Raw genomic sequence first — 22,517 nt, 5'->3', positions numbered from 1 at the left:
AACACTAAATGCTTCCGGCTCTTTGGGTCGCTAAAACCGGCCTGTCCGCCCAGGATACCAACCTGGCGGTCATCTCGAACAACCTGGCCAACGTCTCGACCACTGGTTTCAAGCGTGATCGCGCCGAGTTTCAGGACCTCTTGTACCAGATCAAGCGCCAGCCAGGTGCGCAGTCCACCCAGGACAGCGAGCTGCCTTCGGGCCTGCAGGTCGGTACCGGTGTACGTATCGTCGGCACCCAGAAGAACTTCCAGACCGGCAGCCTGCAGACGACCGAGAATCCGCTGGACATGGCGGTCAACGGTCGCGGCTTCTTCCAGGTGCTGCAGCCTGACGGCACCGTCTCCTATACCCGCGACGGTACCTTCCACCTGAACTCCGACGGCCAGGTCGTAACCGCCAACGGCTTCGCCCTGGAACCTGCGGTCGTCGTACCGCCGGATGCCCAGACCTTCACCGTCGGCCAGGACGGCACGGTGTCGATCACTACCCCCGGCAACCCGGCCGCGCAGGTCATCGGCAACATCCAGACCGCCGACTTCATCAACCCGGCGGGCCTGCAGGCCATCGGCGGCAACCTGTTCCTCGAGACCGCCGCCAGCGGTGCGCCGCAGATTGGCACGCCAGGCCTGAACGGCTTCGGCCCCACCCTGCAGAAAACCCTGGAGGCGTCCAACGTCAGCACCGTGGAAGAGATGGTCAACATGATCACCACCCAGCGTGCCTACGAGATGAACTCCAAGGTCATCTCCGCCGCCGACAAGATGCTGTCGTTCGTCACCCAGCAGCTGTAAGCCCTGGCGGCCCGATCAAGGCGGGCCGCTGATCATCCGCTCGCTGTTGCAGCGCCTGTTTCACCATGAGGTAAGTGTCATGAGCCGTCTGTTGTCCGTATTCGCCCTGGGGGGGGTGGTGTTGCTGGCTGGTTGCGTTGCGCCGACGCCCAAGCCAAACGACCCGTATTATGCGCCGGTCCTGCCGCGCACCCCGTTGCCGGCAGCGGCCAACAACGGCTCGATCTACCAGGCCGGCTTCGAGCAGGGCCTGTACACCGATCGCAAGGCGTTCCGGGTCGGTGACATCATCACCATCACCCTCAACGAGCGTACCTCGGCGAGCAAGAACGCCGGTTCCCAGATCCAGAAGAACAGCAAGGCCGATATCGGCCTGACCTCGCTGTTCGGCACCGTGCCCAACACCAACAACCCGCTGGGTAGCGGCGACCTCACGCTCGAAGCCGGTTACAGCGGCGACCGCTCCACCAAGGGCGACAGCAAGGCCACTCAGGGCAACACCCTGACCGGTTCCATCACGGTGACCGTGGCCGAGGTGCTGCCCAACGGCATCATCGCCGTGCGCGGCGAGAAGTGGATGACCCTGAACACCGGCGAGGAACTGGTGCGCATTGCCGGCCTGATCCGTGCCGACGACATCGCCACCGACAACACCGTGCCGTCCACTCGCGTGGCCGACGCGCGCATCACCTATTCGGGCACCGGCTCGTTCGCCGATGCCAGCCAGCCCGGTTGGCTGGACCGTTTCTTCATCAGCCCGCTCTGGCCCTTCTGAGTACGGATGACCATGTTCAACGCTAGGCGGTTGATTGCCGCGACCCTGCTTCTGTCCTGTGCGTTCGGTGCTCACGCCGAGCGCCTGAAGGATATCGCCAGCATTTCCGGCGTGCGCGCCAACCAGCTGATCGGCTATGGCCTGGTGGTGGGCCTCAACGGCACGGGTGACCAGACCACCCAGACACCGTTCACCCTGCAGACCTTCAACAACATGTTGTCGCAGTTTGGTATCAAGGTGCCGCCGGGGTCGGGCAACGTGCAGTTGAAGAACGTTGCTGCTGTGTCGGTGCATGCCGACTTGCCGGCATTCGCCAAGCCCGGCCAGGTGGTCGACATCACCGTGTCTTCCATCGGCAACTCCAAGAGCCTGCGTGGCGGCAGTCTGTTGATGACGCCGCTCAAGGGTATCGACGGCAACGTCTATGCCATCGCCCAGGGCAATCTGGTGGTGGGCGGCTTCGATGCCGAAGGTCGCGACGGCTCGAAGATCACCGTCAACGTTCCGTCGGCTGGTCGCATTCCCGGCGGTGCCTCGGTCGAGCGCGCGGTGCCGAGCGGATTCAACCAGGGCAACAGCCTGACGCTCAATCTCAATCGTCCGGACTTCACCACTGCCAAGCGCATCGTCGACAAGGTCAACGAGCTGCTCGGCCCGGGCGTGGCCCAGGCCGTCGATGGCGGTTCGGTGCGGGTCACCGCGCCGATGGACCCGAGCCAGCGCGTGGACTACCTGTCCATCCTCGAGAACCTCGAGATCGATCCGGGCCAGGCGGTGGCCAAGGTCATCATCAACTCGCGCACCGGGACCATCGTCATCGGTCAGAACGTCAAGGTGTCGCCGGCGGCGGTCACCCACGGCAGCCTGACCGTGACCATTACCGAAGATCCGATCGTCAGCCAGCCGGGACCGTTCTCCAATGGCCAGACCGCGGTGGTGCCGCGTTCGCGGGTCAATGCCGAGCAGGAAGCCAAGCCGATGTTCAAGTTCGGCCCGGGCACCACGCTGGATGAGATCGTCCGTGCGGTGAACCAGGTCGGCGCGGCGCCGAGCGACCTGATGGCCATCCTCGAAGCGCTGAAGCAGGCCGGTGCGTTGCAAGCCGACCTGATCGTGATCTGAGGACGCCAGGGATGAATTCGAAGAGTCTTGTTTCCAGTCAGGCCGACAGCGGCGCCTACACCGACCTCAATCGCCTGGGGTCGCTCAAGCGCGGGGATCGCGACAGCGAGGGCAACATCCGCAAGGTGGCCCAGGAGTTCGAGTCGTTGTTCATCAGCGAGATGCTCAAGGCGTCGCGCAAGGCCAGCGATGTGATGGCTGACGAAGACAGCCCGATGAACAGCGACACGGTCAAGCAGTACCGCGACATGTACGACCAGCAGATGGCGGTGAGCATGTCGCGCGAAGGGGGCGGTATCGGCCTGCAGGACGTGCTGGTGCGCCAGCTGTCGAAGAACAAGGCCGCGCGTCCGAACACCAGTCCGTTCCCACGGATCGAAGGGCAGGCGCCGGCGTTGTGGGCCTCGAAAGTGGCCGAGCCCGCGCACATGGTCGAGAGTGGCGCTGCGCGTAACGATGTGGCTGCGCTCAACGCGCGGCGCCTGGCGCTGCCTGGCAAGCTCACCGATCGCTTGCTGTCCGGCATCGTGCCGTCCGCTGGCAATGCCGTCGCCAACGCCACGGCGCTGCCTGGGCGTGGCGATATCCCGCCCGGTGGCGTGGCCGTCGGCGACTGGGAGCCGGCCCGCACCTTCGCGGCGCCAGGTGGCAACCTGCAGATTCTCGGTCGGGCCGTGGCCCAGCCGCCGTTGGCACCGAAAAAGGCCTTCGCCGACAGCGACGCCTTCGTCGCCACCATGCTGCCGATGGCCGAACAGGCCGCCAAGCGCATCGGTGTCGATCCGCGCTACCTGGTGGCCCAGGCCGCGCTGGAAACCGGCTGGGGCAAGTCGGTCATGCGCAACCCGGATGGCAGCAGCAGTCACAACCTGTTCGGCATTAAGGCCACCGGCAGCTGGCAGGGCGGCGAGGCGCGGGCGATCACCAGCGAGTTCCGCAACGGCCAGTTCGTCAAGGAGACTGCGGCGTTCCGTTCCTACGACAGCTACCAGGACAGCTTCCACGACCTGGTGAGCCTGTTGCAGAACAATTCGCGCTATCAAGATGCGGTGCGGGCGGCCGATAAACCAGAACAGTTTGTGCGGGAGTTGCAGAAGGCCGGTTATGCCACCGACCCCAACTACGCCAGCAAGATCTCGCAGATCGCAAAACAGATGAAGTCGCAGCAGAGCTACGCAATGCTCGGTACCACCACGAAACTTTAAGGGCAGGAAACCATGGCGAGTTTGATCAATATCGGTATGTCTGGCCTGGGCGCCGCCCAGTCCGGGATGTACACCCTAGGTAACAACATCGCCAACGCCGATGTGGAAAGTTACTCTCGCCAGCAGATCGTCCAGAAGACCAAGGGTGGCCAGCAGGTCGGCCAGGTGTTCATCGGCACCGGCACCACGCTGTCCGATGTGCGCCGGGTGTACAACGCCTTCCTCGAGAACCAGCTGCGTTCCACCACGTCGCTGTCCAGCGACGCGAACGCCTACCTCAACCAGATCGGCCCGCTGAACAATGCCCTGTCCAGCGCCGATACCGGTATCACCGCGGCGCTCAAGAGCTTCTTCAGCGCGATGCAGGACGCCTCGGCCAAGCCCACCGAGGATGCCTCGCGGCAATTGCTGCTGACCAGCGCCCAATCGCTCGCCAAGCGCTTCAACAGCCTGTCGGCGCAGTTCAACCAGCAGAACAGCAACATCAACACCAACATGGCGGCGACGGCCGACCAGATCAACAAGCTGACCGCGACGATCTCCGAGTACAACCAGCAGATCGTCAAGATGACCGCCATCACCGGCAAGCCCAACGACCTGCTCGACCAGCGCGACGGCGCGGTGCGCGAGTTGAACAAGCTGATCGGCGTGGACGTGGTCGAGCGTGACGGCAACTACGACATCTACCTGAAGAACGGCCAGTCGCTGGTGCTGGGCAACACCACCCAGACCCTGGGCGTGGAGCCTGCGGCGACCGACCCGTCGCGCATGAACCTGGTGCTCAATCGCGGCTCGACCAAGATGGACATCACCGACAGCACCACCGGCGGCGAGCTGGGCGGTCTGCTGCGCTACCGCAAGGACACCCTGGACCCTGCGCTCAACGAGCTGGGCCGTGTGGCCCTGGTGGTGGCCGATGCGATCAACAGCCAGCTGGCCCAGGGCATCGACAAGAACGGCGAGTTCGGCGCGACCCTGTTCGGTGACATCAACAGCGCCGCCGCCATGGCCGCGCGCAGCGTGGCCAAGCTGGGTAACAGCCCCGGTTCCGGCAACCTCGATGTGAACATCAAGGACACCGGCAAGCTGACCACCAATGACTACCAGGTGACGTTCACCAGCGCCAACGAGTTCACCGTACGCCGCCTGCCCGACAACACCGAGATGGGCAAGTTCGACATCACCGCCAATCCACCACCGGTGATCGATGGCTTCAGCCTCAACCTGCGCGGTGGCGCGCCGATCGCTGGCGACAGCTTCAAGATCACCCCCACCCGCAATGCCGCGGCCAGCATCGAGACGGTGCTCACCGATCCCAAGCGCCTGGCGATGGCCAGCCCACTGACCGCTACCAGCGGCTCGGGCAACAAGGGCACCGGGCAGATCAGCCAGCCCACGCTGACCTCCGAGCTGGACATCTATGATGCCGCCCAGCGCGCCGACCTGCAGACGGGGCTCAAGTACTCGACGCCGGTCAAGCTGGTGTTCGGTGACGAGAAGACCTCGCCGCAGACCTACACCATGTTCGATGCCAAGGGCAGCCCCATCGGCAGCGGCACGATCATCCCCGGCCAGGAAAACAAGCTGCAGCTGTCCGTGCCGATGGTCGATGGCAGCGGCAACCCGATCAACGACGCCAGCGGTACGCAGAAGAAGTTCACCTTCGAGATGACCGTCGCTGGCGCCCCGAAGGGCGGTGACAACTACACCGTCTCGCTGACCGGTGCCGGCTCGGCCGACAACCGCAACGCCCAGTCGGTGATCAACCTGCAGACCAAACCCACCGTCGATACCGGTGCCGACGGCAAGGGCATCAGCTTCACCGATGCCTACGCCAAGCTGGTGTCCAACGTCGGTGGCAAGACCAACCAGGCCGAGATGGACAGCAACGCCACCCAGGCGCTGCAATCCTCCGCCCTGACCAGCCGCAACTCGAGTTCCGGCGTGTCCGTGGACGAAGAGGTCGGCAACCTGGTCAAGTTCCAGCAGTACTACACCGCGTCGTCGCAAATCATCAAGGCGGCCCAGGAAACCTTCGCCACTTTGATCAACAGCCTTTAAGGAGCCGTAGACCGTGCGCATCTCCACCCCGCAGTTCTACAACAGCAGCAGCGCCAACTACGAGCGCACCTTCGGCAACGTCAACAAGACGACGCAGGAAGCCAGCGATTTCATTCGCGTGCGCACCGCCGCCGACGATCCGGTCGGCGCCGCGCGCCTGCTGCAGCTCGAGCAGCAGCAGAACATGCTCGGCCAGTACAAGGGCAACATCACCAACGTGCGCAACGCGCTGGGCAGCAGCGAAAGCACGCTCAATGCCATTGGTACCGTTCTTCAGCGGGTCAACGAACTGGCCGTCAGCTCTGGTAACGCGAGCTTTACCGACGCTGACCGCAAGGCCAATGCACAAGAGCTGGCCTCGCTGGAAGACCAGCTGTTTTCGTTGATGAACAGCAAGGATGAGAACGGCAAGTACCTGTTCTCCGGCTCCAAGGGCGATACCCAGCCTTACGTGCGCAACTCCGACGGCACCTACAGCTACCAGGGCGACCAGACCAACCTGATGCTGCAGGTCGGCGACATGCTCAGCCTGGCCGCCAACGAGACCGGCTACAGCGCCTTCGAGCAGGCGCTCAACACCAGCCGCAGCGAGACCCGCCTGACCGCGCCGGCCACCGATGACGGCCGGGTCAGCCTGTCCAACGGCCAGGTGTCCGGCAACACCACCTATAACGACCGTTTCCGCAGCGGCGAACCCTACAGCGTTCAGTTCACCAGCAGCACCGAGTACAAGATCCTCGATGCCGGCGGCAACGATGTGACCCTGGAAGCCAGCCAGGGCGGCAAGTTCGATCCCAATGGCACGAACATGGCCATCAGCTTCCGTGGTGTCGACCTGCGTCTGAAGATCAGCTTCAAGCCGGGTGACGAAGCCAACCCGGATGCGGCCATCGCCGGTCACACCTTCAACCTGAGCTCAAAGGCCGACTCGATCGCCGGCACCCGCAGCCCGGGCAACACTTCGTCGGCGCAGATCACCGATGCAAACATCAGTGACCCGGCCGCCTACAAGGCCGCGTTCCCTGGTGGTGGCGCGGTGCTGAAGTTCACCAGCGCCACCGATTTCGAACTGTATGCTTCGCCGATGACCGCCGACAGCCGTCCGATCTCCAGCGGCACGCTCAGCGGCACCACGGCTACCGCCGCCGGTGTGACGTTCGACCTGGCCGGTGCCCCGAATGCCGGCGATTCGTTCGCGGTCAAGGTGGACACCCACCAGAACCAGAACATCCTCAACACCATCAGCCAGTTGCGCACCGCGTTGAATACCCCGCAGGACAACGATCCGGTGGCCAAGCAGAACTTCCTCGCCGCCCAGGATGCGGCGCTGGGCAATATCGCCAGCGGCATGAACCAGGTGTCGTCGTCGATCTCGTCGATCGGTGGCCGCGGCCAGGCGCTCGATGTACAGGCTGAAACCAACGAGGCGCTTGCCGGCGAGAATACCAAGACTCAGAGCTCGATCCGCGAGAGCGACCCAGCCGAAGTGATGCTGCGCCTTGAAATGCAGAAAAACATGCTGCAGGCCTCGATGCAGTCCTTTGCCAAGATTGCCGGCCTGTCGCTGGTCAACTACATCTGATCGATCCTGCCCAAGGCAACGGCCTTTTGCCGTTGCTTTGCCCGTTACCCAGCGCAACGCTGGGCAGCGGGCTGGTCTGAGCCAGAGGCCTGGCTGTTCGAACCATTGCCTGAGTGAGCCTCCGTGGACGCACAACCCCTTGTCACTATCGCCATTCCAGCGTTCAATCCCGACTTCTTCCGCAGTACGCTGAACAGCGCGTTGACCCAGGACTATCCAAACCTGGAGGTCGTGGTATGCGATGACAGTGCCGGAAGTGACATCGAGGCCATCTGCCATGCCTTGAGCGAGGGCTCGAACCGCATCCTGCGCTACGTGCGCAACCCTCGCAGGCTTGGTTTTGCCGGCAACTTGATGGCGTGCCTGGAGCAATCATCGGGGGATTACATCAAGTTCCTCTGTGATGACGACACGTTGCTCGGGTACTGCGTCGGCCTGCAGGTCAATGCGCTGGAAGGCCGGCCCGGGGTCAGCATGGTAATAGGCCAGCGGCTGGTGTGCGCCGCTGACGATGTGCTCCTGCCGTCACGCCCGCTCAACTTCATCATCTCTCCTGAAAGCGCGGTATTGAAGGGTACGGATCTGCTCGACAGTATCGCCGACAACGTACCGAATCTGTTCGGCGGTATCAGTCACGCTTTGTTCCGCAGGGCGCAGGTCGAAGAGTATCTGCCGACGCTGGTGCAAGAGGGTCATGGGTTCATTGCGCGACTGGATCTGGCGTTGTACACCTGCCTGTTGCGCCGCGGTGACTTGTGCAGCCTTGAGCAGATCCTCAGTCTCGAGCGCGTTTACCCGGGCCGGCTCAGTCATCAGTCCTCAATGATCGAGGCGGCCAAGGTCGAGACCGAATGGTTGCGGCAAATGCTCGCGGCCCGCACGGGTGACGCGGCACCAGCGGTCGGCTGGGTGCGTTACCTGCCGCTTGCATCCTATCCCGCAGGAGAAGGACAGGCGTGGGAAGAGGTTGACATGCGTGCGGCCTTTTCCAAGCAAATGGCCAATTACAATCAGCAGGTCGGTACCTACAGTCTCGATTTCACCGAGCTCTATGAGCAGTGGCTGGCGCACCGTGAACTATCGCCGGGCCAGGCCCGCCTACTGCCCAAGCGACTGGAGCAATGGCCTGTCCTTCCGCGTATCGTCGCCGTGGTGTTGTGCAACGAAGGTGAGGGGGAGGCATTGCGTGCCACTCTGGACAGCCTGGCGGCGCAATCCTATGCAGCGAGTCGTATCCTGATGGTCGCCCCGGCAGTCGTCGAGGGGCTGGCTGAAGAGGTGCGCTTCATCCGGCGGCGTGGTCACGGTTTTGCCGAGCTTGAGCAGTGGCTCGATGGCAACGAGCAGGCCGAGTGGGTCTACCTGCTGCGAGCCGGTGACCGGCTGCATCCTCATGCGCTAGTGATCATGGCCGAGCGCATGGCGCTGCGTGCCGACTGTGCCTGCCTGTACAGCGACGAGGGCAGTCATGACGGGCTGGCGCCTTCCCACCCTATCCTGAAACCCGACTTCAATCTCGACTTGATGCGCAGCCTGCCCTATGTGGGGCGCCTGCTGGCATTTCGGTGTTCGGTATTGCGTAACCTGGGTGGCTTCGATGAGCGTTTCGCTGCCCTGGCGCCCCACGACCTGCTCTGGCGCATAGTGGAGCAGCACGGCTTGCAGGCGGTGGAGCACGTCGCAGAGGTGCTGGTGCATTGCAAGGAAACCTACGCGCACTGGCTGGGCCACCCGGAAGGAGTGGGGCAGGCTGTGCAAGTGGTAGAGGCGCATCTGCAGCGCCTTGGGGTTGGTGCGCAGGTTGCCGGTGTCGAGGGTGGCATGGTCTCTCGCGTGACCTATCTGCATGACCACACAGCGAGCGTTTCGATCCTGATCCATGCGGGCACGCAGTTGTCGGTGTTGATGCGTTGCCTGCAGTCGTTGCTGGCCAATACCGCCTATGCTGGTTTCGAAGTGCTGCTGGTGGCTGACGAGCAGACTCCTGCCGATGTACTCGACTGGCTCTCGGCAATGGCTGGCATGGGCAGTGAACAACTGCGTGTGATTCAGGTCACGGGTCGGGGCCGGGCGCAAAGTCTCAACCTGGCATGCCAGCAGGCGCGCGGTGACTATCTGCTGTTGCTGGAAAACACCTGTGTGGTGTACGAGTCGCAATGGCTGCAGGAGTTGATGCAGCATGCCCAGCGACCGGAAGTCGGCGTGGTCGGACCCAAGCTTTTCTCCAGCGATGGCAACGTGGTGTCTGCAGGTCTCGTGCTCGGGCTTAACGGCCTGGTGGGCAGTGCATTCGTCGGCTGTGCAGTGAATGCCGAAAGCTACATGAATCGTCTGGGCATGGTGCAGAACTGGAGTGCCCTGAGCCTCGATTGCCTGGTAATACGGCGGGAGCTGTTCACCGAGCTGGGTGGCCTGGATACGGCATCCCTGGAGGAGTCGCTGTTCGATGCAGATCTATGCCTGCGGGTTCGTGAAAAAGGCTACCTGGCTGTTTGGACACCTTTCTCGAAGGTGGTCAGATTCCCCTCTGCGCCGCACGAGGGAGAAGTGGTGCAGCTCGGATCCGCCGACAGCGATGTCTTCTTCGAACGCTGGCTGCCGTGGATAGCCCGGGACCCGGCATACAACCGCAACCTGAGCCTGAAACTGGCGAATTTCAATTTCGAGCCCGGCCTGCGATCGGGCTGGGACCCCTTCATGGCGCGGGCGATGCCGTCAGTGCTTGGTTTGCCGAGCAACACCTCGGCGATTGGTCACTACCGCGTGGTTCAACCGTTTACTGAGCTCGAGCAGCGCGGTTGGATCCAGGGGCGGATCAACTACAGCACGCCGGGTCTGATCGAGCTGGAGCGGGAGAGGCCTGATGTGCTCATTCTGCAATGTCGCTACATGCCGCACAGCATCAGGGAGCTGAGCCAGCTCAAGCGCTATTCTGGCGCACGGCGCATCTACGAGCTCGATGACTACGTGATCGAGCCTTCGCAGAAGAATGACCATGTGCGCAACCTGCCAGGGAATATTCGCGAGCTGGTCCGTGAGGGCGTCGGCCTGTGCGATCGGGTGGTAGTTTCCACCGAGCCTTTGGCCGATGCGCTTTCCAGCATGCACGATGACATCCGGATTGTGCCGAACATGCTCTCGGCCCCCTTGTGGACTGGATTGACCAGTGAGCGCCAGACAAGCGCCAGGCCGCGTGTCGGTTGGGCTGGGGGGACCAGTCACCGTGGTGATCTGGAGTTGTTGCTGGAAGTCATCAAGACACTGGCCAATGAGGTCGACTGGGTGTTCTTCGGCATGTGCCCGGAAATGCTGCGACCCTACGTCAAGGAGTTCCACCCGGGCATCTCGTTTGCAGACTATCCGCGCAAGCTGGCCAGTCTCAATCTTGACCTCGCTCTGGCACCTCTCGAACAGAACCTGTTCAACGACTGCAAGAGCAACTTGCGGTTGCTGGAGTATGGCGCATGTGGTTTTCCGGTGATCTGTACCGACACCAAGGCCTATGCGGGCTATCTGCCGTGCACCCGGGTGAAGGACAACAGCAGCGGGCAATGGCTGGAGGCGATTCGCATGCACCTTGCAGACCCGCAGGCCAGCTACCGGCAGGGCGACGCCCTGCGCGAGGCGGTTTTGCGCGACTATTTACTGACACCGCATCACCTGCAGCATTGGGCCAATGCCTGGCTCGCGGACTGAATCTGGTAGCTGCGGGATGACCGCGCGCCGAACCGACACTTTGAAGAGGGCACTATGGCCGAAATCACAACTGCACCGTGCACCGAGGTGACTGTCGTATTGCTGGGGCAGGGGCAGGCCGACTACCGGGCTCGTGCGCAGCACTATTACCAGAGGGCCGGCGTCCAGTGCTTATTGCTTGACGTGCAGCCTAAAAAGCAGGCAGCGCAGCGTTACAGTGAGCTTCTTGGGCAATTGTTGCAGCAGGTGACCACTCCCTACGTGGTGCTTGCCCACGAGTCTGACTTTGCGCTGGTTCCAGCCCTGCAGGCCGCCGTTGTTCAGCTGGAGGCGCAGTCGAGTGCCATTGCAGCCCAAGGCCATGCGCTGGGCTTCAGGACGGGCAATGCCCGGCTGACGTACCACAAGGTGGGGGGAGCAATGCCTGCACTGGAGGGCGAGGGAGGGCTGGCGCGTCTACGCCAGTATGGTCAGGCGCGCCGTCAGGCATGGCGTGCCGTCACCCGACTGCCAGCCTTGCAGGCGGCGCTGGATCAGACCCCGGCGGGCGATGATCCGGCCGTGTTCTGTCTGGGGTTGTCATATGCGATCCTCGCCCAAGGCGAGGTCGCCCTGCTCGAACAGACCGATGTGCTGTGCAGCCTGGAGGCCGAGGGCTGCGATCAGGTCTTGCGCGAGGAGCGCATGAATCGTGCATTGTTCGTTCTTCGTCAATGGGATGCCCAGGGGCAGGCCCTATGCGTTGGCGATGGTGAATTTGCAGTACTCCATCGCTTCGTTCGCGGGACCTATGATCACGGCGAGGCGCCCCTGTTGTTCACTTCCACCTGGAGCAGCGTGATCGATGATCCTGAACGGCTTTTCGAGCCGCGCCAGTATGTCGAGATGCCTTACTACAGTAGCGCCCTGTTTACCCAACTGGCAGCGCTGGAGTTTCTCTGCCATGCCTTGCCGGCTGGCAAGGCGCAGCACGCAGCACTGGAAGGCCGCTGGGTACGCCAGCGTGATCTGTTGCAGGTGCATCCCAATGACACGCCCGCCAGTTTGCAATTGCGTTACTGGCAAGCGCTGGCGCTCGGACTGTTCGACCCGCACCTCTGTCAAAAGCTGGTGGAGACGTTGGACGCAGAACGCGATGGTGATCAATTGCGTGAGATACGCAATTGGCTCGAGCGTTTGCGACAAGTGCCGGGGGTTGATCGCCAGCCGCGCTTGCAGGCCACCCCGTCCGGGCAATTGCTGGCGAGTATTGGCGCGGCGACCCCTGACGCGACGGCGCGTCAGCAGGTGTTGAATCACCTGTCCAGCCATCCCGCTGCGCAGATCGCCTTCGTGGTACTGGATCTGGTGAACGATGATGCGGCGTTGCAGGCTACTTTCGACAGCCTGCTGGCCAGCGGTATTCGCGACTTCAAGCTGGTGGTCCTCAAAGGTGGCAAGCCGCCGGTGATCACCACTGCGCGCGATACCTTGCACTTTATCCAGGTCAATGACGGCAACTGGTTGGCGCATCTGAACCAGGTGGTGCGCCAGTTGCCGAGCGAATGGTTGCTGTTGTTGCAGGCAGGAGACGAACTGCAGGCGGGCGGATTGCTACACCTTCTGGTGGAACTGGCCGAGTCGCCTGCTTGCCAGGCGATTTGCGCCAACGAAGTGCAGCGTGACGAGGAGGGGCGTCTACATGCCGTGATGCGTCCTGGCGCGGACCTGAATCTGCTGCGTAGCCAGCCAGGCCTGATGTCCCGGCACTGGCTGTTGCGTCGTCAGGCGGTGGTCGATCTGGGTGGTTACAGCGAAGCCCATCGGCAAGCCCTGGAGTTCGACTTGCTGCTGCGACTGATCGAGGCGCAGGGGGTCGGTTGCCTTGCGCACCTGGATGACTATCTCGTCATCACGCAGCAAGCTGCGGCGGCACTGATGGATGCGGCGCAGGGTGCGCTCAATCGTCATTTGACCCAGCTGGGGTATCGCGCCCAGGTGAGCGAGCAGCCAAACAAGGGGTTGCGTATCGATTTTCGGCATGCGGCAACACCGCTGGTGAGTATTCTGGTGGCCAGTACGGGTGACCATGCCGAGCTCGAGGCCTGCTTGACCAGTGTCCTGCAACGTACCCGATACCCGCGTTACGAGGTGCTGGTGGTGTGTGCGGAGAAGGAAGTGGAGGCGTTGCAGCATCTTGGGGGGCGCGTACAGGTGTTGGTGGGCGAATCTGCTGGCTCGCGCAGTGCCTGGCTGAACCAGGCCGCAGGGCAGGCGCGCGGTGAGTACCTGGTGCTGTTGTCGGCGCAATGCCAGGTCATCACGCCAGCCTGGATCGAAGCGTTGCTCAATGAGGCACAGCGCCCGGAAGTGGGGGTGACGGGGGCGGCGCTGCGTACCGTCGATGGCGCCCTGGCACATGGCGGCTATGCCCTATTGGAAGGGCCGCAAGTGGCAGTGCCTTGGCAGGGCCTGTCGGGCGAGGAGTGCCGCAATGCCCGCTGGCCGGAGGCCGTGCGCGGTTGTGCTGCCGTTTCGGCTGACTGCCTGATGGTCCGCCAGGAGGTCTTCGCCCATTGCGGTGGCTTGCAGATCATGGAGGGGGCCGACCTTGACCTGTGCCTGGCGGCGACTGAAGCCGGCCAGTTGGTGGTGTGGACGCCTCAGGCGCAGTTGCAGGTGAGCGCGTTGCCTGTACTGGACGAGGGCCTTGCGCTCGAGCTGCAGGCTCGCTGGCCGGCGGCGTTCAGTGGTCGAGACGTACAGGTTCCTGCGTTGGCCTGGCTCGACCAACTCCGCCAGGGCTTGTAAGCCAGGCGGTTTATTGACGGGGTGCGGCGCCAGTCGCCGTATCCCCGTTTCGCGTCACCTTCTCCTCCCGGCATGCTTCGATGCTGCGCAGTTGCATCCCTTCTCCCGTCCTTCGGCAAAATCTCCAAAACCCTTCGTGCGACTGAGTGTTGACGAAATGAGGGCTGAGGCTTTCCGTCGCGAATCGACAATAGCGACACCCATCCCATCCGCAACCCAGCCCGAGTTGCTCCAGGCAATCAGTGGTCGCCTGCGTTTTGTGCTAAGCGAATCCAGCGACAAGATCGAGGCAGTAGGAGTTTTCATAAAGATCTATGCGTTTATGCATTGATTAAAAATGCCATAATGCATATTATGCTATGACCAGCGCTTGTGAGGTGCTGGGGTGCGATCAATCATCTGTGATTGGCACGGAGCTCGCGCAGAAAATACAAGGAAAATTGATGATGAAGAAAATGTTGAGCCGGTTATCTGTTCTGGGCATCGCTTTAGGGGTGGCTTTCTCTGCACAAGCAGGTGAACCGCAATTAGGGTACTGGAAGCTGACCACCTTTCATGTTTCCAACGGTGCTGTCGCCACCATTCAAATGCTCTGTTTCAAGCCCGATAAGACCTGGTATTCCACTACTGAAGCCAAATGGAATGGTGCATGGTTTGCGAGCGGAGATGAAATCCATTGGTATGGCAGCGTTCCGTTGGCCGGTTATGGCAACGTAGCGACCATTGGCATGGGAGAGCTGTTGGGGCCTGCCAGTATGTCGGGGAAGTATGCTGAGTGGTCCGCCCCAGGTAGTACGCCCTACAGTTTTGACAGGCATTACACGTATACGCTGACTTACCAGCAAGCAGAATGTCCTCCCCCCAAGCTGTAAGCGTTAGCGCGGGGTAACCTCAGCTGGATCTGCGGGTTCAGATTGTCTATACCAGGCTCATTGATCTAGGGGGCGCTTGGTCGCTTGGGGTGTCGATAATGGGCGAAGGGTACCTTGATACGCATTGTTTCGCGGCTCGAGGGTGCCCTGTAGGTGGCGATTTATTGACAGATTCAGGTTGTTGGATGATTTGCGTATCAAATGATTTGGAGCTATCTGTCCAGCATGCTGCGTACCGGGGGAGAGCCCCTGGCCCTTTAAGTAATTCCTGAAGCGCAAGATGGCGTTGAGTGGCGTGGCCGACATACATCTTTCCTTTGCACTTCGTTGAGCAGGGCAACGGTATCGCCGTTCCAGGCGGGTGAGACGCGGTTGCCGGTTCTGCACTGCTCTGCATCAAGAAACCTTTCACCGGGTAGAAGGCGTTCAAGCAGGGTGATGTGGCATCCAATGAGCACGAAGACGGCCAGCCGGTGGGCGATTCGGTCAACGTGCTGGTAAGGATAAGTGACCTGCACGATGCCGATTGCGATGGCATTGCATGGTTGCTGAATCTTGATGGCACGACGGTGCAGCCCGGGAGCCCTTTGACAATCAATTGAGCTGATTGAGCTATCCAATGTCCGGCATCCAGCCGGGCATTGGCATTCAGGCTTGTCGGGAGATTTCCTGCGAGCGAATCGCTCGGTGGTACTTTGCCTAGGCGCGAGTTGGCAGTCTTTTTGCTAAGTCTGCCCAAGTAGCTGAATTGGTCAGTATTTTGTCAGCCCGTCCAGGGCCGCGGCCTTCCAAGGTAAGTCGACAATGAAAACAGTCATCCTGGCCGGCGGCCTGGGTACACGCATCAGCGAAGAATCACACCTTCGCCCCAAGCCAATGATCGAGATCGGCGGCAAGCCGATCATATGGCACATCATGAAGATCTACTCCCATCATGGGATCAACGATTTCGTGATTTGCCTGGGCTACAAGGGCTACGTGATCAAGGAATATTTCGCCAACTACTTCCTGCACATGTCCGACGTGACTTTCGACATGTCGGAAAACCGCATGCACATTCACAACCGCAACGCCGAGCCGTGGCGAGTAACGCTGGTGGACACCGGTGAGAACACCGCCACCGGCGGGCGGATCAAGCGCGTGCGTGACTACGTGGGCGACGACACCTTCTGCCTCACCTATGGCGATGGCGTGGCCGACGTCGATATTCCGGCGTTGATCGACTTCCACAAGAGCCACGGCAAGCTGTCGACGGTAACGGCGGTGCAGCCGCCTGGGCGCTACGGCGCGCTCGATGTGCGGGGCGAGCAGGTGCGGGGTTTCCAGGAGAAGCCACTGGGCGACGGTGGTTGGATCAACGGCGGTTTCTTCGTGCTTGAGCCTGGCATTTTCGACTACATCGACGGTGACGAAACCACCTGGGAATACGAACCCATGCGCGCGCTTGCGCAGGACGGCCAGTTGATGAGCCACACCCACCGCGGCTTCTGGCAAGCGATGGACACCCTGCGTGACCGTAACTACCTCGAAGAGCGCTGGAAATTGGGAGAGGCGCAATGGCGGGTATGGCCGTAAGCCGTGAATTCTGGGCCGGGCGTCGGGTATTCCTGACCGGCCATAGCGGCTTCAAGGGTGGCTGGCTGGGTTTGTGGCTCAGCGAGCTTGGTGCTGAGGTGTACGGATATTCGCTTGCCCCGCAGACCCAGCCGGCATTGCACCAGAGCATTCGCCTGGCTGAGTGCCTGGCGGGCGAGTTCGCCGATATTCGCGACGCCGAGCAGCTGCGTCGCAGCCTTCAGGCATTCCGTCCCGAAGTGGTCCTGCACCTCGCCGCGCAACCGCTGGTACGGGAGTCTTACCGGACCCCGGCGGACACCTACGCCACCAACGTCATCGGCACCCTCAACCTGCTCGAGGCCGTGCGCCAGTGCGACACGGTGCGCGCTGTGCTGGTGGTGACCAGCGACAAGTGCTACGAAAACCGCGAGTGGCTATGGCCCTATCGTGAGCAGGACGCCCTCGGTGGTCACGACCCATACAGCAGCAGCAAGGCCTGTGCCGAGCTGCTCTGCGCCTCATGGCGTGATTCCTTCCTGCGCGAGCGCGGTGTCGCGCTGGCGACCGCCCGCGCCGGCAATGTGATCGGCGGCGGCGACTGGTCGGCGGACCGGTTGCTGCCGGACATCCTGCGTGCCTGGGATGCGGGCGATTCGTTGACCCTGCGCTATCCGGGCGCGGTGCGTCCGTGGCAGCACGTGCTCGACCCGCTGCAAGGCTATCTGCTTCTGGCCCAGGCGTTGGTCGAACAGGGCCAGGCGGTTGCCCAGGCTTGGAACTTCGGCCCCGACAGCGAAGGCACGGCCACCGTTGGCGAGGTGGTCCAGGCCATGGCCGAGCAGTGGTCCGGCGATGCGCGCTGGGCGGTCGAATCGCTCGACCAGCCCCATGAGGCGGGGCTGCTCACCCTCGATTCATCCCGGGCCCGCCAACTCTTGGGCTGGCGCCCGAGCTGGGGCTTGCCGCAGGCCCTGCAACGAACCCTCGATTGGCATCGTGCCTGGCGCGACGGCCAGGACATGCAGCAATACAGCCGTGCACAGATCGCGGAACATGAAGGCGAAAACAATGACTGATCAAACGGCGCAGCAGTTGCGCCAGCAAATTGCCGAGCTCGTGGGCCGCTATGCGGAGCTGGAACTGGCGACCCCGCAATTTGTACCCGGGCAGCATGCCATACCGCCGTCGGGCAAGGTCATCGGGGCGCCGGAGTTGAAAGCCATGACCGAGGCGGTACTCGATGGCTGGCTGACCACCGGCCGTTTCAACCAGGCCTTCGAAAAGCGCCTGGCCCGCTATCTCGGCCGACGCGGCGTACTGACTGCCAACTCAGGGTCATCGGCCAACCTGCTGGCGTTTTCCGCGCTCACCTCGCCGCGTCTGGGCGACCGTGCCATTCGCAAAGGTGACGAAGTCATCGGTGTCGCTGCCGGTTTCCCGACCACGGTCAACCCGATCCTGCAGTTCGGCGCGGTGCCGGTGTTCGTCGATATCGAGATGGGCACCTACAACATCAACCCGGCGTTGATCGAGGCGGCTATCGGTCCGCGTACCAAGGCAATCATGCTGGCCCACACACTGGGCAACCCGTTCAACCTCAAGGTCGTGCGCGAACTCTGCGACCGCTATGGTCTGTGGCTGATCGAGGACTGCTGCGACGCCCTGGGTGCCACTTATGACGGTCGCCAGGTTGGCAGCTTCGGTGACCTGGGAACGCTGAGCTTCTATCCGGCGCACCATATCACCATGGGCGAGGGCGGGGCCGTGTTCACAGACTCGCCTTTGCTCAAGCGCATCGTCGAGTCGTTCCGCGACTGGGGGCGGGACTGCTATTGCGGTCCAGGTGAGGACAACACCTGCAGCAAGCGCTTTTGCTGGCAGCTTGGCGACCTGCCGCAAGGTTACGACCACAAGTACACCTACTCGCACCTGGGCTACAACCTGAAGATCACCGACATGCAAGCCGCCTGCGCCTTGGCACAGATGGATCGGGTGGATGACTTCATCGCCGCGCGCAAACGCAACTTCGCCTGGCTCAGCGATCGCCTCGCCGGGTGCGCCGAACAGCTGATCCTGCCCCATGCGACTCCCAGCAGTGATCCCTCCTGGTTCGGCTTCCCGTTGACCCTGCGCGACAATTGCGGCACCGATCGCCTGGACCTGCTGCGCCACCTTGATGCAAACAAGGTCGGTACGCGTTTGCTGTTTGCCGGCAACCTGACCCGCCAGCCCTATATGAAGGACCAGCAGTACCGCGTAGCCAGCGACCTACATGTCACTGACAAGGTGATGAAGGACACGTTCTGGACAGGTTTGTGGCCGGGGCTCGGCGAAGAGCATCTTGAGCACGTTGCCAGCACGATCGAACAGTACGTGCGCAGGTTGCGCTGATGAACTGCTTCGAACAGACGCGTTTCAAGCTCAATCGTCCACCGATGCAGAGGCTCGAAGGATAGTTCATGGCCAGCCGCACTTACCCGCCGTTGCACACGGCACCGAAGCGTCCGTACTACATCTACGCTCCGGATTACCGTCAGACCTCGGCGGGCATTCGTGTGACCCACCTGATCTGCCATCTGCTCAATCGTTGCGGGCAGGATGCGTATCTGCTGTTCGCCAAGCAGACCAATCCGCTGTGGCATACGCCCCTGCTGACTGACATCCTGGAGCAGCAACATGCTGAGGCGGGGCGTCAACCGATCGTGGTGTATCCGGAGGTGGTGCGGGGCAACCCTGCCAATGGGCAATCGGTCGTGCGGTACTTGCTGAATGTGCCAGGATTGCTGGGGGGCGACAGCGAGTTCCCCGCCACCGACATGATTTTCGCGTATGGCGAGAACCTGCTTCCTGAAGGGCTTGGTGACGACCACATTCTGTTCATGCCGCCCATCGATACGTCGATTTTCAACAACCAGGCTAACAGTTTCGATCAACATCGAAAGGGCTGGTTGCTGTATCCAGGGCGTTACATCGATGCCTTGCAGCAGTACCCAGAGCTGGCTGCGAAATGCACCATCATCACGAGCAAGTGGCCCGCTACGCCGGAGGAAATGGCTGAGCTTTTCCGGCGCAGTGAGCGCGTCTACTGTTTCTCATCCACGGCCATTGCGCTGGAAGCAATGCTATGCGGTTGCCCGGCAGTGATCCTCAAGTCACCCTTTTTTGACGGTGTGCCTATTGGTGGTGGCGAGTTCGGTACTCACGGTCTGGCCTTTGAGGATTCTGATGAAGCAGTCGCCCAGGCCGTTGCCGGTCTGGATATTGTTTCGCAGACCTATGCCAGGCTGCAGAATCGCTTCTGGGAACAGTTTGATATCTTCATTGCCAAGACACAGGCGATGTCGATCCAGCCTCGTTTGCTCAATGACGTTTCCGTGGAACAGGGTGCTGCGACGCCAGCGTTTGCGCATAGCCAGATGGTCAGGCAGTGGCTGCGCCAGCGTACCCCCAATGATGCCCAGGCTGAATTGATCATCCAGCGCCTGGAGGCATGCCAGCAAGCATTGCCTCGTTTCGATTTTATTCTCGTGCCGGATGGCCAGCCAGGTGCGGTTGAAGTCACGCGTCAAAGCTTGCTGGAGCAAGGTTACCCATTCATTGGTATCCATCTGCCGGGCGATGCCGACGCTGAAACCCTTAACGAAGTCGCGCTGAATCAATGTCACGGACAGTGGTTGTGCTTCGTTCGTGCCGGGACGACGTTCACGACGTTCGGGTTGGCCCTCCTTGCCCTGGAATTGCTGGCATCGGCGAATGTGCGCGCGTTCTATACCGATGAGGTCGTCCGCCATCCTTCCGGCGATATGGAAACGATACTGCGACCGGACTTCAACCTCGACATGCTGCTGAGCGCGCCTGCAGACATGGCGTATCACTGGTTTTACAAGCGGGAGGTATTCCTCGACGCAGGTGGTTTTGACCCGGCATGTGCCGGTGCGATCGAGCTTGCCCTGCTACTGTGGTTGATCGAGGGCAGTGATGGCGTGGACGGCCTTGCGCATGTCAGTGAGCCGGTATTCATCACCGATGCCATCCGGCCGGCTCATAGTCCGCAGGCGCAGGCTGTTGTGGCGCAGCATCTGAACCGTCGTGGGTATTCGCGCGCAAGGGTGCAGAAGCACCTTCCAGGCATTCATCGAATCCATTACGGCCACGAGGATGAGCCGCTGGTCTCGATCATCGTGCCCATTGGTGGGCAAGCTGGACAGATCCAGCACTGCATCACCTCGCTGATGGAAACAACCACCTATCCCCGCTATGAGATTCTCCTGCTGGACGGTGGCGAGGCTGATTGGGCCACGCGGGTCTGGCTCGATGGTCTTGCGTCCCAGCAAGTGGGTGGCATCAGTGTGCTGACCGGCGCTGGTGCGGTGGCCATGCAGCGTGCTGTCCAGCATGCCCGAGGTGATTACCTGCTCATGTTGAGTAGTGACACAACGGTGGTCCACAGCGACTGGCTGGATGCATTGCTCAACCACGCGCAGCGTCCGGAGGTGGGGATTGTTGGCGGCAAGTTGCTGCACCCTGGTGGCACGGTGGAGCAGGCCGGCATGGTGCTTGGACTCAACGGTGCGGCAAGTACTGCCTTCAGTGGCCAGACCAATGGTTTGGGCTATATGCGCCGCCTCGAAATGGATCAGAACTACAGCGCGGTTTCCGCTGCCTGCCTGATGATCCGGCGCTCGCTTTTCGAGGCGTTGGGTGGCCTGGACATGCTGCAATTCAACGGCTCTGGCGCAGCCATCGACTTGTGCCTGAAGTCGATGCAAGCGGGCTATCTCACCGTCTGGACGCCTCACGCTGTTCTGTTCTGCGAGGGGCGTGATGCGTCCAGGCAGGAGGCTGCGACCAGTGACGAAGGGCAAGTGCAGCAAGATGCGCTGTTGCGAAAATGGTTGCCTCTTATTGCTCATGACCCGGCGTACAACCGCAACCTGTCTCTGCAAGGCTCTGGTTTTACGCTGGAAACCGATCCCGGGCTCGCCTGCCGTTATTTAAGCTGGCGTCCGCTGCCCGTGGTGTTGACGATGCCTGCGGATTTCGAAGCCAGCGGACATAGCCGCATCATCGATCCCGCGCTGGCCATGAGGAGCAACGGTCAGGCCGATATCCGTCTGGCCCTTCGCAATTATTCGCCGGTAGAGCTCGAACGTTTGCAGCCTGACGCATGGGTCATGCAGCCGCCTCGCCTCGAGACGCAGGTCGAGGCATTGCGGCAAAACGCACGGTTCACATCGGCATTCAAGGTGCTGGAGGTCGATACTCTGTATTGCACAGAGACTGGGGATTCACTGTCGGCGCCGGTTGACGGAGCGCTGCGTCGCTTGTCTGCCATGGCCGACCGGTTGCTGGTGGCGACGCCGGGATTGGCCGAAGCGTTGCGCGATACCTGCGCGGATATTCGTGTAATCCCTGATCGCTTGAGTCCGGCTCGCTGGAGCGGGTTGCGGAGTCAGCGGCGGTTCAGTACTCGTCCTCGCCTCGGGTGGGTTGACGGAGGGGGCGCGCAGGAGCAGGCATTGTTACTGGAGATCGTCCAGCAGTTGCACGGGGAAGTCGACTGGGTATGTCTGGGTCAGTGTCCGTCGCTTCTTCGCCCTTATCTTAGCGAGCAGCATGATGCGGTGTCGTTCGATGAATATCCGGTAAAGCTTGCCTCCTTGAATCTGGACCTGGCCATCGCGCCCTTGGCTCCGGGCTTGCTCGGCGAATGCCGAAGCCCGTCGCGCCTTTTGGAATATGCCGCGTGCGGAGTGCCTGTGGTCTGCAGTGACGTTTGGTCCCTGCAAGGGCTGGCTGTGATACCGGTCAGGAACATTTCCAGGGACTGGGTTGAAACCATTCGGATGTACCTGGCGGAGCCGGAGGCCAGCGCCAGGTGTGGCGATGCATTGCAGGAAGCGGTCCTGACGCAGTGGATGCTGGATGAGGACCATATCCAGACGCGACTAAAGGCCTGGCTCCCCGGCTGACGGGCGGGTACGCAACAGGCCGCGATTATCCACACAACATTTACAGGATCGGTGCACTGCAAGGTCATCATCCACTTGCGGTAGTCCAGAC

13 protein-coding genes are annotated in these 22,517 nt (G+C 61.7%); all 13 read left to right on the top strand.

Features of this window, described 5'->3' with window-relative positions:
• The first annotated feature begins 8 nt into the window (after nt 1-8).
• The 13 genes from flgG (at nt 9) to HU735_RS19575 (ending at nt 22,426) form a co-directional block, all read left to right on the top strand.
• Nucleotides 9-794, top strand: coding sequence for a flagellar basal-body rod protein FlgG (gene flgG, locus HU735_RS19635; protein ID WP_050706704.1), 786 nt, complete (start codon nt 9-11; stop codon nt 792-794).
• Nucleotides 795-873: 79 nt separating this feature from the next.
• On the top strand, nt 874-1,569 hold the full coding sequence (flgH, locus tag HU735_RS19630; protein WP_050706703.1) for a flagellar basal body L-ring protein FlgH: 696 nt from the start codon (nt 874-876) through the stop codon (nt 1,567-1,569).
• A 6-nt stretch (nt 1,570-1,575) separates the two neighbouring features.
• Nucleotides 1,576-2,691, top strand: a complete 1,116-nt coding sequence (locus tag HU735_RS19625; protein WP_186714860.1) for a flagellar basal body P-ring protein FlgI — start codon at nt 1,576-1,578, stop codon at nt 2,689-2,691.
• An 11-nt stretch (nt 2,692-2,702) separates the two neighbouring features.
• Nucleotides 2,703-3,896, top strand: coding sequence for a flagellar assembly peptidoglycan hydrolase FlgJ (gene flgJ / locus HU735_RS19620; protein ID WP_186714859.1), 1,194 nt, complete (start codon nt 2,703-2,705; stop codon nt 3,894-3,896).
• 12 nt (nt 3,897-3,908) lie between these two features.
• Nucleotides 3,909-5,957 carry a flagellar hook-associated protein FlgK gene (gene flgK, locus HU735_RS19615; RefSeq protein ID WP_186714858.1) on the top strand — a complete coding sequence of 683 codons (2,049 nt, stop codon included), beginning with the start codon at nt 3,909-3,911 and terminating at the stop codon, nt 5,955-5,957.
• A 13-nt stretch (nt 5,958-5,970) separates the two neighbouring features.
• The gene (locus tag HU735_RS19610) at nt 5,971-7,539 is read left to right on the top strand and encodes a flagellar hook-associated protein 3 (protein WP_186714857.1); all 1,569 of its coding nucleotides are present in this window, start codon (nt 5,971-5,973) and stop codon (nt 7,537-7,539) included.
• Nucleotides 7,540-7,662: 123 nt separating this feature from the next.
• Nucleotides 7,663-11,235 (top strand): glycosyltransferase, encoded by a 3,573-nt coding sequence (locus tag HU735_RS19605; protein ID WP_186714856.1) that lies wholly within the window; start codon nt 7,663-7,665, stop codon nt 11,233-11,235.
• Between the two features lie 54 nt (nt 11,236-11,289).
• A complete protein-coding gene (locus HU735_RS19600) occupies nt 11,290-14,025 on the top strand; it encodes a glycosyltransferase (RefSeq protein WP_186714855.1) in 2,736 nt (911 codons plus the stop codon).
• A gap of 443 nt (nt 14,026-14,468) precedes the next feature.
• Nucleotides 14,469-14,897 carry a hypothetical protein gene (locus HU735_RS19595; RefSeq protein WP_186714854.1) on the top strand — a complete coding sequence of 143 codons (429 nt, stop codon included), beginning with the start codon at nt 14,469-14,471 and terminating at the stop codon, nt 14,895-14,897.
• Between the two features lie 804 nt (nt 14,898-15,701).
• A complete protein-coding gene (rfbF, locus tag HU735_RS19590; RefSeq protein ID WP_186714853.1) occupies nt 15,702-16,472 on the top strand; it encodes a glucose-1-phosphate cytidylyltransferase in 771 nt (256 codons plus the stop codon).
• Nucleotides 16,454-17,530: a CDP-glucose 4,6-dehydratase gene (rfbG, locus tag HU735_RS19585; protein WP_202888869.1), complete on the top strand. Its 1,077-nt coding sequence runs from the start codon at nt 16,454-16,456 to the stop codon at nt 17,528-17,530. The genes rfbF and rfbG overlap by 19 nt, the downstream gene beginning before the upstream one ends.
• A complete protein-coding gene (gene rfbH, locus HU735_RS19580; RefSeq protein WP_186714851.1) occupies nt 17,523-18,845 on the top strand; it encodes a lipopolysaccharide biosynthesis protein RfbH in 1,323 nt (440 codons plus the stop codon). The genes rfbG and rfbH overlap by 8 nt, the downstream gene beginning before the upstream one ends.
• Before the next feature lie 68 nt (nt 18,846-18,913).
• Nucleotides 18,914-22,426, top strand: coding sequence for a glycosyltransferase (locus tag HU735_RS19575; RefSeq protein WP_186714850.1), 3,513 nt, complete (start codon nt 18,914-18,916; stop codon nt 22,424-22,426).
• Nucleotides 22,427-22,517 lie beyond the last annotated feature (91 nt).

The organism is Pseudomonas sp. BW16M2, from assembly GCF_014268865.1.
GTDB lineage: Bacteria > Pseudomonadota > Gammaproteobacteria > Pseudomonadales > Pseudomonadaceae > Aquipseudomonas > Aquipseudomonas peradeniyensis.
This window is presented reverse-complemented; position numbering and strand designations above follow the sequence as displayed.